Source organism: Mesorhizobium sp. B4-1-3 (genome assembly GCF_006439355.1).
Taxonomy (GTDB): Bacteria; Pseudomonadota; Alphaproteobacteria; order Rhizobiales; family Rhizobiaceae; genus Mesorhizobium.
Genome location: NZ_VFTG01000028.1, coordinates 40,121 through 53,716 on the forward strand (window position 1 = coordinate 40,121; position 13,596 = coordinate 53,716).

14 protein-coding genes and 2 tRNA genes are annotated in these 13,596 nt (G+C 63.2%); 11 read left to right on the forward strand and 5 right to left on the reverse strand.

The annotated features are described in order from the left end of the window. Positions 1-158 precede the first annotated feature (158 nt). Positions 159-467, forward strand: coding sequence for a BA14K family protein (locus FJW06_RS25475; RefSeq protein WP_140755743.1), 309 nt, complete (start codon positions 159-161; stop codon positions 465-467). 121 nt (positions 468-588) lie between these two features. Here the strand turns inward: FJW06_RS25475 and FJW06_RS25480 are convergent, their stop codons facing one another. Beyond that, positions 589-960, reverse strand: a complete 372-nt coding sequence (locus FJW06_RS25480; RefSeq protein WP_246674836.1) for a hypothetical protein — start codon at positions 958-960, stop codon at positions 589-591. Between the two features lie 206 nt (positions 961-1,166). On the opposite strand from FJW06_RS25480, the gene FJW06_RS25485 reads away from it, so the two are divergent. After that, on the forward strand, positions 1,167-1,526 hold the full coding sequence (locus tag FJW06_RS25485; protein ID WP_140755747.1) for a hypothetical protein: 360 nt from the start codon (positions 1,167-1,169) through the stop codon (positions 1,524-1,526). Here FJW06_RS25485 and bhcR read toward each other — a convergent pair whose 3' ends face one another. Next, the gene (bhcR, locus tag FJW06_RS25490) at positions 1,527-2,348 is read right to left on the reverse strand and encodes an HTH-type transcriptional regulator BhcR (RefSeq protein WP_140755749.1); all 822 of its coding nucleotides are present in this window, start codon (positions 2,346-2,348) and stop codon (positions 1,527-1,529) included. It abuts the gene before it with no gap. Between the two features lie 203 nt (positions 2,349-2,551). Between bhcR and gcl the strand changes: the two genes are divergently transcribed. The 3 genes from gcl to FJW06_RS25505 all read left to right on the forward strand — a co-directional run bounded on the left by gcl (position 2,552) and on the right by FJW06_RS25505 (position 6,185). Continuing rightward, a complete protein-coding gene (gene gcl, locus FJW06_RS25495; RefSeq protein ID WP_140755751.1) occupies positions 2,552-4,333 on the forward strand; it encodes a glyoxylate carboligase in 1,782 nt (593 codons plus the stop codon). A gap of 28 nt (positions 4,334-4,361) precedes the next feature. Next, positions 4,362-5,159 (forward strand): 2-oxo-tetronate isomerase, encoded by a 798-nt coding sequence (gene otnI / locus FJW06_RS25500; protein WP_140755753.1) that lies wholly within the window; start codon positions 4,362-4,364, stop codon positions 5,157-5,159. Between the two features lie 108 nt (positions 5,160-5,267). Then, on the forward strand, positions 5,268-6,185 hold the full coding sequence (locus FJW06_RS25505) for a 2-hydroxy-3-oxopropionate reductase (protein WP_140755755.1): 918 nt from the start codon (positions 5,268-5,270) through the stop codon (positions 6,183-6,185). A gap of 219 nt (positions 6,186-6,404) precedes the next feature. On the opposite strand, the gene FJW06_RS25510 is transcribed toward FJW06_RS25505, so the two are convergent. Further along, positions 6,405-7,265, reverse strand: coding sequence for an RNA methyltransferase (locus tag FJW06_RS25510; RefSeq protein WP_140755757.1), 861 nt, complete (start codon positions 7,263-7,265; stop codon positions 6,405-6,407). 200 nt (positions 7,266-7,465) lie between these two features. Here FJW06_RS25510 and FJW06_RS25515 point away from each other — a divergent pair. Next, positions 7,466-7,550: transfer RNA gene (locus FJW06_RS25515), tRNA-Tyr, on the forward strand. Between the two features lie 89 nt (positions 7,551-7,639). Next, positions 7,640-7,713, forward strand: a tRNA-Gly gene (locus FJW06_RS25520). A 98-nt stretch (positions 7,714-7,811) separates the two neighbouring features. Here FJW06_RS25520 and FJW06_RS25525 read toward each other — a convergent pair. Next, positions 7,812-8,267 (reverse strand): YidB family protein, encoded by a 456-nt coding sequence (locus FJW06_RS25525; protein ID WP_140755759.1) that lies wholly within the window; start codon positions 8,265-8,267, stop codon positions 7,812-7,814. 133 nt (positions 8,268-8,400) lie between these two features. Here FJW06_RS25525 and FJW06_RS25530 point away from each other — a divergent pair, with 133 nt between their 5' ends. Continuing rightward, positions 8,401-8,658, forward strand: coding sequence for a GlsB/YeaQ/YmgE family stress response membrane protein (locus tag FJW06_RS25530; protein ID WP_128260876.1), 258 nt, complete (start codon positions 8,401-8,403; stop codon positions 8,656-8,658). Between the two features lie 76 nt (positions 8,659-8,734). Here FJW06_RS25530 and FJW06_RS25535 read toward each other — a convergent pair whose 3' ends face one another. Then, entirely contained in the window at positions 8,735-9,622 is an 888-nt protein-coding gene (locus FJW06_RS25535; RefSeq protein WP_140755761.1) for a DMT family transporter, read from the reverse strand. A gap of 227 nt (positions 9,623-9,849) precedes the next feature. Between FJW06_RS25535 and tuf the strand changes: the two genes are divergently transcribed. The 3 genes from tuf (at position 9,850) to FJW06_RS25550 (ending at position 13,474) form a co-directional block, all read left to right on the forward strand. After that, entirely contained in the window at positions 9,850-11,025 is a 1,176-nt protein-coding gene (gene tuf / locus FJW06_RS25540; protein WP_040983039.1) for an elongation factor Tu, read from the forward strand. 281 nt (positions 11,026-11,306) lie between these two features. Then, on the forward strand, positions 11,307-12,845 hold the full coding sequence (locus FJW06_RS25545) for a hypothetical protein (protein WP_140755789.1): 1,539 nt from the start codon (positions 11,307-11,309) through the stop codon (positions 12,843-12,845). Positions 12,846-12,988: 143 nt separating this feature from the next. Further along, positions 12,989-13,474 carry a group II truncated hemoglobin gene (locus tag FJW06_RS25550; protein ID WP_140755763.1) on the forward strand — a complete coding sequence of 162 codons (486 nt, stop codon included), beginning with the start codon at positions 12,989-12,991 and terminating at the stop codon, positions 13,472-13,474. The last annotated feature ends 122 nt before the right edge of the window (positions 13,475-13,596 follow it).

Genomic DNA, 13,596 nt, shown 5'->3' on the forward strand with positions numbered 1-13,596 from the left:
CTTTTGCGTCCGGGCGACCGGCAGCCGGAAGCGGGGGAAAGGCCGGGAAAAATCGTCGGCGAAAAAATCTCAAAGGATCTTCGAACCTTTTCCCGGCCCGCGGCGACCCATGGTCAAGAGGCGGATGGTTCGCCTCTCCATTGAAACAGGAGATCGTCATGTTCAAGCGCACCATCGTTTCCGGCCTCATCGCCACCACCGTCGCCGCCGGCTCGCTCGTCGGCACTGTCCAGCCTTCGGCCGCCCACGACCATCATCACCGCCGCGAGCTCGGCATCGGCATTGCCGCCGGCGTCGGCGGTTTCGTTCTCGGCAGCCTGCTCGCCCAGCAGCCCCGCACCGTCTATGTCGAGGACGACGGCTACGACTCGATCCACGTCCGCCGCTGCTACGCCCGCTACGCCAGCTACGACGAGCGCACCGACACCTATATGAGCTACGACGGCCCGCGCTATTGCAGGCTTTAGGAGGGAGCTAAATTAACGGCGGGAGAGAGGGGCTGCCACAGCCCCTTTTCTTGCGTTTGAATACTACGCATCCGCCTGATCGGCTTGATTTGAAGCGGACAAGGTGCCTGCCTGCACCAGTTCAGGAATTGGGCTTCAGCTCCGGCATCGCCAATCCCGCCGCCTTGCAAGCGCCGCTGACTGAAACGTCATTTATCGCGACGAGCTCGAAGCTGTTTCCGGCATCGGGATAGATCTTGCCGATGAACGGCTCGTTGCCGCCGGGAGAGCCCTTGTCGTCGACATAGCCGCACGCCACGATTTCGTGGCGGCCATTCAAACTGCGCTCGCCGGCAAGCATAGTCCCGAACTTGGCGGCGATGGGATTCTTCAAATGCTGGCGGACGCCGGCGGTGATGATCTCTTCCATGGCCAGCGAGATCGGAACGGGATCGACGAGCGGGTTGCCGTTGGGACCAGCGATGGGCTCGACCGGCGCCGGTGCCGCCGCCATGCATCCGCAAAGGGAAACGGCGGACAGGAGGTAAATTGTTTTCCGCATCCTTGCCCTTTCGCATGCGTCCCGGCACCCCGGCAAGATGGTTAAGTCCAGCGCCCGGCGAGGCTATGACCGGCCGGCACCTTGCCGGGCAACCAGCGATGTACAGCGATTTTGCAAGCGTTTAGTCTGGCTTCGGCGCCAAACGAGGGAAGGGTGGCATGGACGAGCAGGATCCCAGGGAAGAACGGGTCGAACCGGTTTTCCGCAATGGCACCATCACCATCGTCGGCATCCTGCTGGCGTTCTCGCTAGGCTTTATCACCCATTGGGCGGCCAACCCGATCCCATGGCAGACCTACCATCTGATTGCCGTCCTGCCGATCCTGGTCGGCATCGCGCTGCAGATGCGGGCGCTTGCCATTCTGCTCGACATCAAATCCCTGCAGCGAAGCATTCATGACCGCGCCTGTCGGATATTCATCGCCGGCCTCATCTTGGCGGCCTGTGGCGTCGGGCTGGCCATCCTGCTCGATTTCTTCGACATATCGGCAAAGAGCGCCTTGCCGGGCGCGTCTTAGTCAGTAGGCTTTCACGCCGCCTATCATCTTCGTCACCTCGACCGCGGCGTCGCGCACCAGCGGACCGATTTCGGCCAGCCGCTCGGGCGTGACCCGCACCGTCGGTCCGGATACCGAAACGCCGCCGATCGGCTCGCCATATTCGTTAAAAATGGCGGCGGCCACGCAGCGCATGCCGGGGTGGCGCTCTTCGTCGTCGACCGACCAGCCGCGATGGTTGATGGTGGCGAGATCATGGGCCAGCGCCGAGATCTCGGAGAGCGTCTTGTCGGTGTAGCGCTGCAGGCCCGTCTTGCGCAGGATGGCGGCGACCCGTTCGGGCTCGAGATGCGCCAGCACCGCCTTGCCTATGCCGGAAGCATGAAAGGGGCTGCGCGTCCCCGGCCGGAAGAAGGCGCGGATCGCCTGATGCGTCTCGACTTGGCTGACGAAGACGACGCAATCGTCCTCGGCGACGCCGAGATTGGCCGTTTCGCCGGTCTTCTCCATCAACTCCTGCATGACGATGCGGGCACGGTCGACCAGCTTGCGCCGGCGCAGGAAGGCTGCCCCCATGCGATAGGTCTCGACGCCGACCGACCAGAGCTGATCGGTCGTATCGAACTCGACCATGCCGTGGTTTTCCAGCGTCGTCAGCATGCGATAGGCGGTGGAGGCGGCGATGCCGCTTTGCGCCGCGATTTCACTCAGCGACAAGCCGCTGGCTTCGGCGACGATCGCCAGGATCCGCAGCGCCCGGTCGAGCGACTGCACCGAGGCCGCTTCGGACGGACCATTGAAGGCGCGCGGCCGGCCGCGCTGGCGTTTTTCCGTCGTTTCCATGACGGCTATTCTCGCCGATCTGATGCTGGATGCAATGAAAAAGTTTTTCAGTGGTTGTCACGATGCACTTTCTGGAAAACCAAAAGTGCAGCGGAATCAGATGATAAACGCCCTTTTCTGGAAATGAAAAAATATTCTGAAAAAATTGAAAAATCGAAGGCGCGCTGTCACTATCAAGCCAACCAATGAAATGGAGGCTTGTCATGGCCAGAATGCGCGCGGTCGACGCGGCGGTTCTCGTTCTCGAAAAGGAAGGCATCACCGATGCCTTCGGGGTGCCGGGTGCGGCGATCAATCCGCTCTATTCGGCGCTGAAGGCAAGGGGCAGCATCCGCCACGTGCTTGCCCGCCATGTCGAGGGCGCCTCGCACATGGCCGAAGGCTATACGCGGGCCAAGGCCGGCAATATCGGGCTCTGTATCGGCACTTCGGGGCCCGCCGGCACCGACATGATCACCGGCCTCTATTCGGCCGCGGCGGATTCTATTCCGATCCTCTGCATCACCGGCCAGGCGCCGCGTGCCCGCCTCAACAAGGAGGATTTCCAGGCCGTCGACATCGCGTCGATCGCTTCGCCCGTCGCCAAATGGGCGGTCACCGTCATGGAGCCCTACCTGGTGCCGATGGCGCTGCAGAAGGCATTCCACCTGATGCGCTCCTCGCGGCCCGGACCGGTGCTGGTCGACCTGCCGCTCGACGTTCAGCTTGCCGAGATCGAGTTCGACATCGACGCCTATGAACCGCTCAGCCCTTTCAAGCCGGCAATGACGCGCGCCCAGGCCGAGAAGGCGCTTTCGATGCTCAACGAAGCGGAAAAGCCGCTGATCGTCGCCGGCGGCGGCATCATCAATGCCGATGCCTCCGATCTTTTGATCGAGTTCGCCGAAGTCACCGGCGTGCCGGTCATCCCGACGCTGATGGGCTGGGGTGCGATCCCCGACGACCACCGGCTGATGGCCGGCATGTGCGGACTGCAAACATCGCACCGCTACGGCAATGCGACGATGCTTGCCGCCGACTTCGTCTTCGGCATCGGCAACCGCTGGGCCAACCGCCACACCGGCTCGGTCGACGTCTACACCAAGGGGAAAAAATTCATCCATGTCGACATCGAGCCCACCCAGATCGGCCGCGTCTTCGCGCCGGATCTCGGCTTCGTGTCGGATGCGGGCGCCGCGCTGAAGATCCTGCTCGACGTCGCTACGGAATGGCGCACCGCCGGCAAACTGCGCGACTGGGCGGGCTGGGCAAAGGAGTGCCAGCAGCGCAAGAAGACGATGAAGCGCAAGACGCATTTCGAGCAGGTGCCGCTGAAGCCGCAGCGCGTCTATGAGGAGATGAACAAGGCATTTGCCCGCGACACCACCTATGTCACCACGATCGGCCTGTCGCAGATCGCCGGCGCGCAGTTCCTGCACGTCTATAAGCCGCGCAACTGGATCAATTGCGGCCAGGCCGGCCCGCTCGGCTGGACGCTGCCGGCGGCGCTCGGCGTGCGTGCCGCCGATCCGGACCGGGATATCGTGGCGCTCTCCGGCGACTACGACTTTCAGTTCATGATTGAGGAGCTGGCCGTCGGCGCGCAGCACAAGCTGCCTTACATCCACGTCGTCGTGAACAACGCCTATCTCGGCCTCATCCGCCAGGCGCAGCGCGGTTTTTCGATGGATTACGAGGTGAGCCTTGCCTTCGAGAACGTCAACCGTGCAGACGATCCAGAGGCCGGCTACGGCGTCGACCATGTCACGGTAGCCGAGGCGATGGGCTGCAAGGCGGTCCGCGTGAAGAAGCCCGAGGAATTCGCCGGTGCCTTCAAGGAGGCGCAGCGGCTGATGAAGGAGCACCAGGTTCCGGTGGTGTTGGAATTCATCCTCGAGCGCGTCACCAACATTTCCATGGGCACGGAAATCGACAAGATCACCGAGTTCGAGGAACTTGCCGAACGCAACGAGGATGCGCCGACGGCCATCATGATGCTCGATTGAGGCTTGGCGGAGAGAAGGAGAAAAAGGAATGCCGCGTTTTTCAGCCAATCTGTCGATGCTCTTCGGCGAGCATGATTTCCTCGACCGTTTCGATGCCGCTGCCCGCGCGGGTTTCAAGGGCGTCGAATATATCGGCCCCTATGACCACGCGCCTGACGTTGTTGCGGCGCGCCTGAAAAAGAACGGTCTGACACAAGTTCTCTTCAACCTGCCGGCCGGCGACTGGGCGAAGGGCGAGCGCGGCATTGCCGTGCTGCCCGATCGCGTGCCGGAATTCCGCCAGGGCATCGCCAAGGCGATCACCTATGCCCATGCGCTGGGCTGCGAGCAACTCAACTGCCTGGCCGGCATCGCGCCGCAGGGCGCCGACCGCGCGGTGCTAGAAAACGTCTTTGCCGAAAACCTGGCTTTCGCGGCGGAAAAACTGGAGCAGGCCGGCATCAGGCTGCTGATCGAGCCGATCAACACCCGCGACATCCCCGGCTTCTTCCTGAACTATTCCGACCAGGCTCTGGCGCTGATCGACCGCATCGGCTCGAAGAACCTGTTCCTGCAATACGACATCTATCACATGCAGATCATGGAGGGGGATCTCGCCCGTACCATCGAGGCGAACCTCGGCCGCATCGCGCATATCCAGCTTGCGGACAATCCCGGCCGTCACGAGCCGGGGACGGGCGAGATCAACTATCCCTTCCTCTACGACCACATCGACCGGCTCGGCTATTCCGGTTGGATCGGCGCCGAATACAAGCCGAAGGCCGGCACCGAAGCCGGGCTCGGCTGGTTCCGGCAATTCGCCGGGCAGGGAAGCGCGGCGGCCTAAGAGCTTCCTTCTCCCCCGTCACTATACGGGGAGAAGGTGCCGGCAGGCGGATGAGGGGCAGCGCAGACCTCTCGGCAATTTCGAGCCAAGAATTTCAGGAGCAAAACAATGGAAACCATCGGTTTCATCGGCCTCGGCATCATGGGCGCGCCGATGGCGGGGCACCTTCTCGACGCTGGTTATCCGGTCGTCGCCAGCGAGCACCGCTCCAAGCCCCCGGCTGACCTCGTTGCAAAGGGGCTGAAGACCGTAGCCGGCCATAATGCGGTGGCCAAGGCCGCCGACATCATCATCACCATGGTGCCCGACACGCCCCAGGTCGCCGACGTTCTCTTCGGCGAGAACAGCGTCGCTTCAGGTCTGTCCAAGGGCAAGCTGGTCATTGACATGAGCTCGATCTCGCCGATCGCAACCAAGGAATTCGCCGGGAAAATCAACGGGCTCGGCTGCGATTACCTCGACGCGCCGGTCTCCGGCGGCGAGGTCGGCGCCAAGGCGGCGTCGCTCACCATCATGGTCGGCGGCGAGGAAAAGGCGTTCGAACGCGCCAAGCCGGTGTTCGAGAAGATGGGCAAGAACATCACGCTGGTCGGGCCCAACGGCGTCGGCCAGACCACCAAGGTCGCCAACCAGATCGTCGTGGCATTGACCATCGAAGCCGTCGGCGAAGCTCTGGTCTTCGCCTCGAAGGCCGGCGCCGATCCGTCCAAGGTCAGGCAGGCGCTGATGGGCGGCCTTGCCGCCTCGCGCATTCTCGAAGTGCATGGCGAACGCATGATCAAGCGCACCTTCGCGCCCGGCTTCCGCATCGAGCTGCATCAGAAGGACCTCAACCTGGCGTTGGAAGGCGCGAAGGCGCTCGGTGTCTCGCTGCCCAACACCTCGGCGACGCAGCAGCTGTTCAATTCCTGTGCGGCCAATGGCGGGGCGAAGGAAGATCACTCGGGCCTGGTTAGGGCGCTGGAGCGGATGGCTGCGCATGAGGTCGGCGGGGAGGCGGCGCAAGCCAAAGGCAAGGCGGCTTAAAGCGCGTCGCGCTGAAGGGATTCAGCCGAAGCGCTTTAAGTCTTTGTTTGATGCATGTGTTCTCCCAAAACCGCTGCGCAATTTTGGGCGACATGCATCAGGTCAAGGGACGGCGGCTCAACGTTCCCACGCCGCCTGCTCTTTTCCTGTCAGAGAACGGGTTCCTGCGTTTCGCCGCGGGAGCCCGTTTTTCGCTTCGAGGCTGAAGTGGATCCGCACTCAGCCGCGCTTCAGGAATGCGTTCGCCGCATAGAGGCTGACCGCCGCCGCGTTCGACACGTTGAGCGAGTGGATGGCGCCCGGCATGTCGAGGCGGGCGAGCGCGGCCACCGTCTCGCGCGTCTTCTGCCGCAGGCCCTTGCCTTCAGCGCCCAGCACGAGCGCGATCTTCTCGCCGGCGAAACTCTTTTCCAATTCCGCCGGCCCTTCCGAGTCGAGCCCGATGGTCTGAAAGCCGGCCTCGTGCAGTTGCCCCAGCGCATCGGCGAGGTTCTTCACCTCGATCTGGTCGATATGCTCCAGCGCGCCGGAGGCGGATTTGGCCAGCACGCCCGATTCCTGCGGGCTGTGGCGCGCGGTGGTGATCAGCGCGCCGGCGCCGAATGCAACCGCGGAACGCAGGATCGCGCCGACATTGTGCGGGTCCGTTACCTGGTCGAGCACCAGCACCAGCCTGGTTTCGCCGAGCGCGTCGAGGCGCTTCGGCTTGAGCGGCTCGGCCTCGATCAGCACGCCTTGATGCACCGCGTCCGACCCGGTGATCCTGTCGATGTCCTTCGGCTCGACCAACTCGGTCGTGAAGGGCAGGGCGGCGAGATCGCCGATCGACAGACGCTCGGCGGCGTTGCGGGTCACCAGCATCTTTTTGATCTTGCGGCGCGGATTGTCGAGCGCCGCTCGCACCGTGTGCAGGCCGTAAAGCCGCACCAGCCCGTCGCCAGGCCCTTCGCCCGGCGGCACCGGCTGGCGCGGTCGGAATACCGGTGCGCCGCCCGCCTTCTGGTCGCGATGCGCGCGCCGCAGCTTGGCATAATGCGTGTCCTTGCGCGTGCCCGGCTTGTTGCTTTTTTCGTCGCTCATGCGGCCTCTATAGCGGGCTCGCCCGGCTAAGGATACGGCCTGCCGCAATGAATGCCGAACATCTTCGAAAAACCCGCGCCGCGCCGGTTGACACCCACCGGCCTTGCCGCCATAAGGCGCATCGCTGATTTCGGAGAGAAGATCTAACTCGGGCTCCGGATCGGCGCGAATGCCTCGTTGCATGGCTCCGGCGGCAGACTGGAGAGGTGCCCGAGTGGTTAAAGGGGACGGACTGTAAATCCGTTGGCTTAGCCTACGTTGGTTCGAATCCAACCCTCTCCACCACTGCCGGCCCGGAAGCCCTGAACGAACAAGTCTCGGACCGAAAAAGTGCATGGCGCTTTTCGGGTGAATCCGGTACCTCAGTGCAAGGCGCGGGTATAGCTCAGTGGTAGAGCAGCAGCCTTCCAAGCTGAATATGCGGGTTCGATTCCCGCTACCCGCTCCAGATTTCCTCCTCGCACGCTCCAAAGAAAACGCGGCGCGCAATGGCGAAAGGAAAACGCCGCGCGCAGGCGCGCAGCGTTTCCATGTCATCCAGCCCGTTTAGCTGTTGAAGGCCGAAGCGACCTGATGGTTCTGCGGGATCTGGCCGTTAGGCGTCAGCTTGTCGACGATGCCGGGCAACGCCGTGGAAAGTTGCTGCAGAAGTTCCTGCTCATTCATGCCGGTGCGCTGCGCGATCTCGCGGATAACGGACGGCCCAAGTGCCGAGCCGAGGTCGCCCGGATTGATCGGCTGGTTCTGGCCCGTGCCGACCCAGGAGTCGGCAACATTGCCGTGGCCGGCATTCTTCAGCTTGTCGAGTAGGCCGCCAAGACCGCCGAGCAGCCCGCCATCGGCCGACGCGTCGGTTCCCGCAGCCGTCGGCGCCGACGGTTGCGGCGCGGCCGCCTCTTCGCCTCTGCCGCTCAGCATCTTGCCGACCAAAAGCGCGCCGAGCGCGATCATCAGGGGTTTGGTGATATTGCCGCCCGGAACGGCGTTGTCGAAAAGGCCCACAATGGATCTCCTTATCCAGCCAAGTCCGCCCGGCCCCACAATGGCGCAAACGGGCGGAATTTCAAGCTGACTTGAGCTTTTGACAATCATATGAACATGATTGGGGCGGCAGGGGAAATTTTTGGAGGGAATCATGGGCATCATCAGTTGGATCATTCTCGGCCTTATCGCCGGGTTCATTGGCAGCAAGATCGTCAACAAGACCGGCCAGGGCATGATCATGGACATCGTGCTCGGCATTGTCGGCGCTATCGTCGGCGGGCTGATCTTCAGCGCCTTCGGCTCGGCGGGCGTCACCGGCCTCAACATCTGGAGCCTGATCGTGGCCGTGATCGGCTCGATCGTCGTGCTTTGGGCTTATCACCAAATCACCGGTAGCCGGTCGTTGTAAGACGGAGCAAGCCGCAACCGGTTGGCTGCGGGGGGGGGTCGACCCGTTCGGGTCGGCGTATGCTGGCTTTGCGCTCTTAGGCGACCAGGGCCAGTCGGCGTCGTCTTTCGTCGAGAGAGACGATCGCCAGGCCGCTGGCCATCACCAACAGAATGCCGCAGACGGCGAGCGTGTTGGGAAACTGTCCGAACACCAGCAAGCCCGAGATGACCGCCCAGACGGTGAAGCAGTAATAGAAGGGCGCGACCGCGCTTGTCGGCCCTATCCGGTAGGCCATGAAGATGAAGAAATGGCCGAAGATCAGGAACAGGCCTGCTCCGGCGATCAGCAGCAGGTGGCGTCCCTCCGGCATCACCCATTGCTCGGTCGCCAGATGCGCCGCGCCCGAGCCGGCCAGCACCACCAGGACCGCGGAGATGGCGACGATCATGCCTGGCACCTCGGCGGCCACTTTGCGGCCGGCTATATCGCGCACCGCCGCGAAGGCGGCGTTACCGAGCGCCAGCAGCGCATAGACCGAAATGCCCTGCATGGTCGGCTGCGCCACCATGAGCGCCCCGACAAAGCCAAGGCCGATCAACGCCATGCGCAAGACGCCGATCTTTTCGCCGAACAGCATCGAGGAGCCGACCAGCACGATGAGGGGCGTGACCTGCCCGAGCGCGGTGGAATCGGCGATCTGCATGTTCGCCAGGGCCACGACGTAGCAGAGGATCGCCAGGAGTTCGAACAGGTTGCGGTGCAGCACCTTGCGCTCGAAGAGCAGTGGGATATGCCTGGCATAGCCAAGCATCAGAAGCAGCGGCACGCCCCACAAGGTTGCGGCAGCACCCCGCAGCAGGAGCACTTCATAGGGCGGCAGCCCGGTGGTCGCGAGCTTCATCATCGTGTCGTTGACGAGATAGGATCCCGTCGAGACGACCATGAACAGCGGACCGCGGATATTGGATGGAATGAACTGCATGCGGCCGACAAGATCAGAGCGGCGTCGGGGCGGCAATAGGCCAGCCCGGCGCCTTTGATTTTACCCGCGGCAACCCTATATCGCTGCACATCCCACCGAAATCGACCATTGGTTCGGGTCGAGCGGGAATCCGCTCAGCCACAAGGCACTTGTGTTTTTCGGCCGTTGTCGCTAATCGCCCCGCATTCGACTGAACTGAAGGTCAAGGCCGTCCAAGGAAAGAGACTATGGCAAAAGGTAAATTCGAGCGCACCAAGCCGCATGTGAACATTGGCACGATCGGTCACGTCGATCATGGCAAGACGTCGCTGACGGCGGCGATCACGAAGTATTTTGGCGAATACAAGCGCTATGACCAGATCGACGCGGCGCCGGAAGAGAAGGCACGCGGCATCACGATTTCGACGGCTCACGTCGAGTATGAGACGGCCAACCGTCATTATGCCCATGTCGACTGCCCCGGCCACGCCGACTATGTGAAGAACATGATCACGGGTGCGGCGCAGATGGACGGCGCGATCCTGGTGGTTTCGGCCGCCGACGGCCCGATGCCGCAGACCCGCGAGCACATCCTGCTTGCCCGTCAGGTCGGCGTGCCCTCGATCGTGGTGTTCCTGAACAAGGTCGACCAGGTCGACGACGCCGAGCTGCTCGAGCTGGTCGAGCTCGAGGTTCGCGAACTTCTGTCGAAGAACGAGTTCCCTGGCGACGACATTCCGATCGTCAAGGGCTCGGCGCTGGCTGCTCTGGAAGATTCCAACAAGACCATTGGCGAGGACGCTATTCGCGAGCTGATGGCCCAGGTCGACGCCTATATCCCGACGCCGGTTCGTCCGCTGGACAAGCCGTTCCTGATGCCGATCGAGGACGTGTTCTCGATCTCGGGCCGCGGCACGGTGGTGACCGGCCGCGTCGAGCGCGGCGTGGTCAAGGTCGGCGAGGAACTGGAGATCGTCGGCATCCGTCCGACCGCCAAGACGACCTGCACGGGCGTTGAGATGTTCCGCAAGCTGCTCGACCAGGGTCAGGCGGGCGACAACATCGGCGCGCTCTTGCGCGGCATCGACCGCGAGGGTGTGGAGCGCGGCCAGGTTCTGGCCAAGCCGGGCTCGGTCAAGCCGCACAAGAAGTTCGTTGCCGAAGCCTACATCCTGACCAAGGATGAGGGCGGCCGTCACACGCCGTTCTTCACCAACTACCGTCCGCAGTTCTACTTCCGCACCACCGACGTGACCGGCATCGTGACGCTGCCGGCCGGCACCGAGATGGTGATGCCCGGCGACAACATCACCGTCGACGTCGAGCTGATCGTGCCGATCGCGATGGAAGAGAAGCTGCGCTTCGCCATCCGTGAAGGCGGCCGCACCGTCGGTGCCGGCATCGTCGTCACCATCAAGGAATAATCGATCCGGCTTCTGCCGGTTCGACAGGGAAAGGGCGGTCTTCGGGCCGCCCTTTTTGCTTTGGAAGCAGTGTCGCACCGGCCTGTTCAATTCTGTTGCAAGCACCGTCGTCCCAATTAGTATGGCTTGTATCCTTGGGGCTGCCGGACGTGGTTTCCACATTCTGTTCAAAGACCGTACGGTGCTGGCGCGGCCTGCTTCGGCTGGGATTGGCCGCTGCCGTGGGGCTGGCCGCCCTCAGCGCCGCCGCGAAGGAAACCCCGCCGAACTACGGCCCGGCGATGCGCTTCGTCGTCGTACGCAGCAGTGCGCCGGGCTGCGCGCCGAACTGCCCGGAATGGATTTCCGCCGAAGGCACGATCGAGGCCGGCACGCCGGCGCTGCTGAGACGTCTGCTGAAGACGCTCGGCGGGCGGCAATTGCCAATCGTCGTCAATTCTCCCGGCGGCAATGTCGATGCCGCGCTGCAGCTTGGTCGCATGATCCGCAAGAACAAGCTCGATATCGCCGTCGGTATCACGGAGTTTTCCGGCTGCTCGCCGGGGATGAAGAACTGCCGGGACAATGATGGCAAGGACCAGCCCTACTCGGGCGTCGCTCATGACAGCGGAGCGATGTGCAATTCGGCGTGCCCGCTGATGTTTGCCGGCGGCACGCGCCGCGTGGTCGGCGAATGGGCCTATCTCGGTGTCCATCAGATCACCACCACCTACCAGCGCGAGAAGCTGCTCTACCGCACGACCTATCGGATCGTGAACGGCAAGAAGAAGATCATCAGCACCAGGGTCGTCAGCCGCAAGAAGGCCGGCAGCTACAAGACCTATGAGATGAGCAAGGCAGTCGAGAAGCGGCTATCGGCCTATCTGAAGGAGATGGGCGTCGAACAGGGCGTGCTCAGCGTGATGAAGGCGACGCCTGCCAGCGACATAAGGCAGATCGAGCCCGAGGACATGCTTGAGATGAAACTCGTCACCAGCCTCGATTCGCTCGATCTGCTGGCCGACGGCACCATTTGCCGGCGTCAGCCGGCGCCGGCGAATTGTCGCGAGATACCGTCGAACGGCAAGCCGACCGAAGTTGCGGCAGTCGAAGCTGGGCCGTCTCCCGTTACCTCCACGCCAACGCCGTCGCCGCAGGCCCAGGAACAGGAGATGCGCTTCGTTGTTGTTCGCGGCAGCAATCCGCTTTGCAATCCCGATTGTCCGGAATGGATTTCGGCGGAAGGCACGATCGCGGCTGGCTCCGCCGACAAGCTGCGCCAGTTGCTCGATACGATCCGGGAGCGCCGGTTGCCCATCATCGTCGACTCGCCGGGCGGCGATGTGCAGGCGGCGCTTGCCGCAGGCCGGCTGATCCGCGAACGCAGGTTGGATGTCGCGATCGCGCGAACGGATTTTCTCGATTGCGATCCGGGCACGGAGGGCTGCGCCGCATCCGACGGTGTCCATCCCGGCCTCACCATCGACGCAGGCGCCGAATGCGATGCGGCTTGCGCGGTCATGATCGCCGGCGGCGTTCGGCGTCTGGTCGGCGCCAATGCGCATTTCCTGGTGCATTCCATGGGCATGGCAGACAAAGTCAGGGCGTATCTCGATGAGATGGGGATCGGCTCAGGCTTTTTCGTTGCCATGCAGTCGGCCGAATATGCGAAGCACAGGGAACTCAGCCGGGATGAACTGAAGACATTCGGACTGACGACCGGGCCGCAATCGGTGGACGCGCTGACGGGCGCCACGATTTGCAGTTCCGCTCCCATGCCGGACAATTGCCGGGCTCTTCCAGCTGCCGATGCCGAGGCTAAGGCGCCGGCGAAGCTGTAGGGCAGTTCCAGGAAAACTGTTTACGGCTTCCCGTCTGCAATTGCGTGAACAAGCAGATCGCGCGCACTGGCCATCGGGGCAGGTTGAGCGGGGCAGGGCGCTGCCGCTATCTTCCGCGTGGTGCATGCAGTGGAGGAGCGGCGATGGGCGAGGACATCCCGACTTTGTATGAATGGGCCGGCGGCAGCGAGGCGCTGAACCGGCTGACCCGAGCCTTTTACGAAAAGGTGGCGGTGGATCCCGTCGTCGGGCCGGTATTCAAGCATATGTCGCCGGATCACCCGGCACATGTCGCGGCCTTCATCGGCGAGGTCTTCGGCGGGCCGAAAACCTACAGCGAGAAGCATGGCGGCCATCGCGAAATGGTGATGCATCACCTCGGCAAGCACCTGACCGAGGAGCAGCGCAGGCGCTGGATCAACCTGCTCGCCGATGCTGCGGATGATGTCGGCCTGCCGAACGACCCCGAGTTCCGCTCCGCCTTCATGGGCTATGTCGAGTGGGGATCGCGGCTGGCGAAGATGAACTCGAATCTGGGCGAGACCTGCGATCCCGAGACCGAGCCGATGCCGGCCTGGGGCTGGGGCGTGCCGGGCGGCCCCTACAAGCCGCCGGCCGGAAAACCGTAGGCGCCTGCGCCCCGTGATCGATTGCCGACAGTCGCCAGTTCAGATTTCTGACAAGGGCTCCAAAACGGCATCGGAGCGCTCTTTACAGAACGCCCGGAAGCTTTTAGGAAGCGCCTGCGCCG

Coding starts and splice junctions, on each gene's coding strand:
- FJW06_RS25545 (WP_140755789.1), top strand. CDS start 11,307: ATGCGCTTCGTCGTCGTACGCAGCAGTGCGCCGGGCTGCGCGCCGAAC.
- FJW06_RS25505 (WP_140755755.1), top strand. CDS start 5,268: ATGGAAACCATCGGTTTCATCGGCCTCGGCATCATGGGCGCGCCGATG.
- FJW06_RS25510 (WP_140755757.1), bottom strand. CDS start 7,265: ATGAGCGACGAAAAAAGCAACAAGCCGGGCACGCGCAAGGACACGCAT.
- FJW06_RS25485 (WP_140755747.1), top strand. CDS start 1,167: ATGGACGAGCAGGATCCCAGGGAAGAACGGGTCGAACCGGTTTTCCGC.
- bhcR (WP_140755749.1), bottom strand. CDS start 2,348: ATGGAAACGACGGAAAAACGCCAGCGCGGCCGGCCGCGCGCCTTCAAT.
- FJW06_RS25475 (WP_140755743.1), top strand. CDS start 159: ATGTTCAAGCGCACCATCGTTTCCGGCCTCATCGCCACCACCGTCGCC.
- FJW06_RS25550 (WP_140755763.1), top strand. CDS start 12,989: ATGGGCGAGGACATCCCGACTTTGTATGAATGGGCCGGCGGCAGCGAG.
- FJW06_RS25480 (WP_246674836.1), bottom strand. CDS start 960: ATGGCGGCGGCACCGGCGCCGGTCGAGCCCATCGCTGGTCCCAACGGC.
- tuf (WP_040983039.1), top strand. CDS start 9,850: ATGGCAAAAGGTAAATTCGAGCGCACCAAGCCGCATGTGAACATTGGC.
- otnI (WP_140755753.1), top strand. CDS start 4,362: ATGCCGCGTTTTTCAGCCAATCTGTCGATGCTCTTCGGCGAGCATGAT.
- FJW06_RS25530 (WP_128260876.1), top strand. CDS start 8,401: ATGGGCATCATCAGTTGGATCATTCTCGGCCTTATCGCCGGGTTCATT.
- FJW06_RS25535 (WP_140755761.1), bottom strand. CDS start 9,622: ATGCAGTTCATTCCATCCAATATCCGCGGTCCGCTGTTCATGGTCGTC.
- gcl (WP_140755751.1), top strand. CDS start 2,552: ATGGCCAGAATGCGCGCGGTCGACGCGGCGGTTCTCGTTCTCGAAAAG.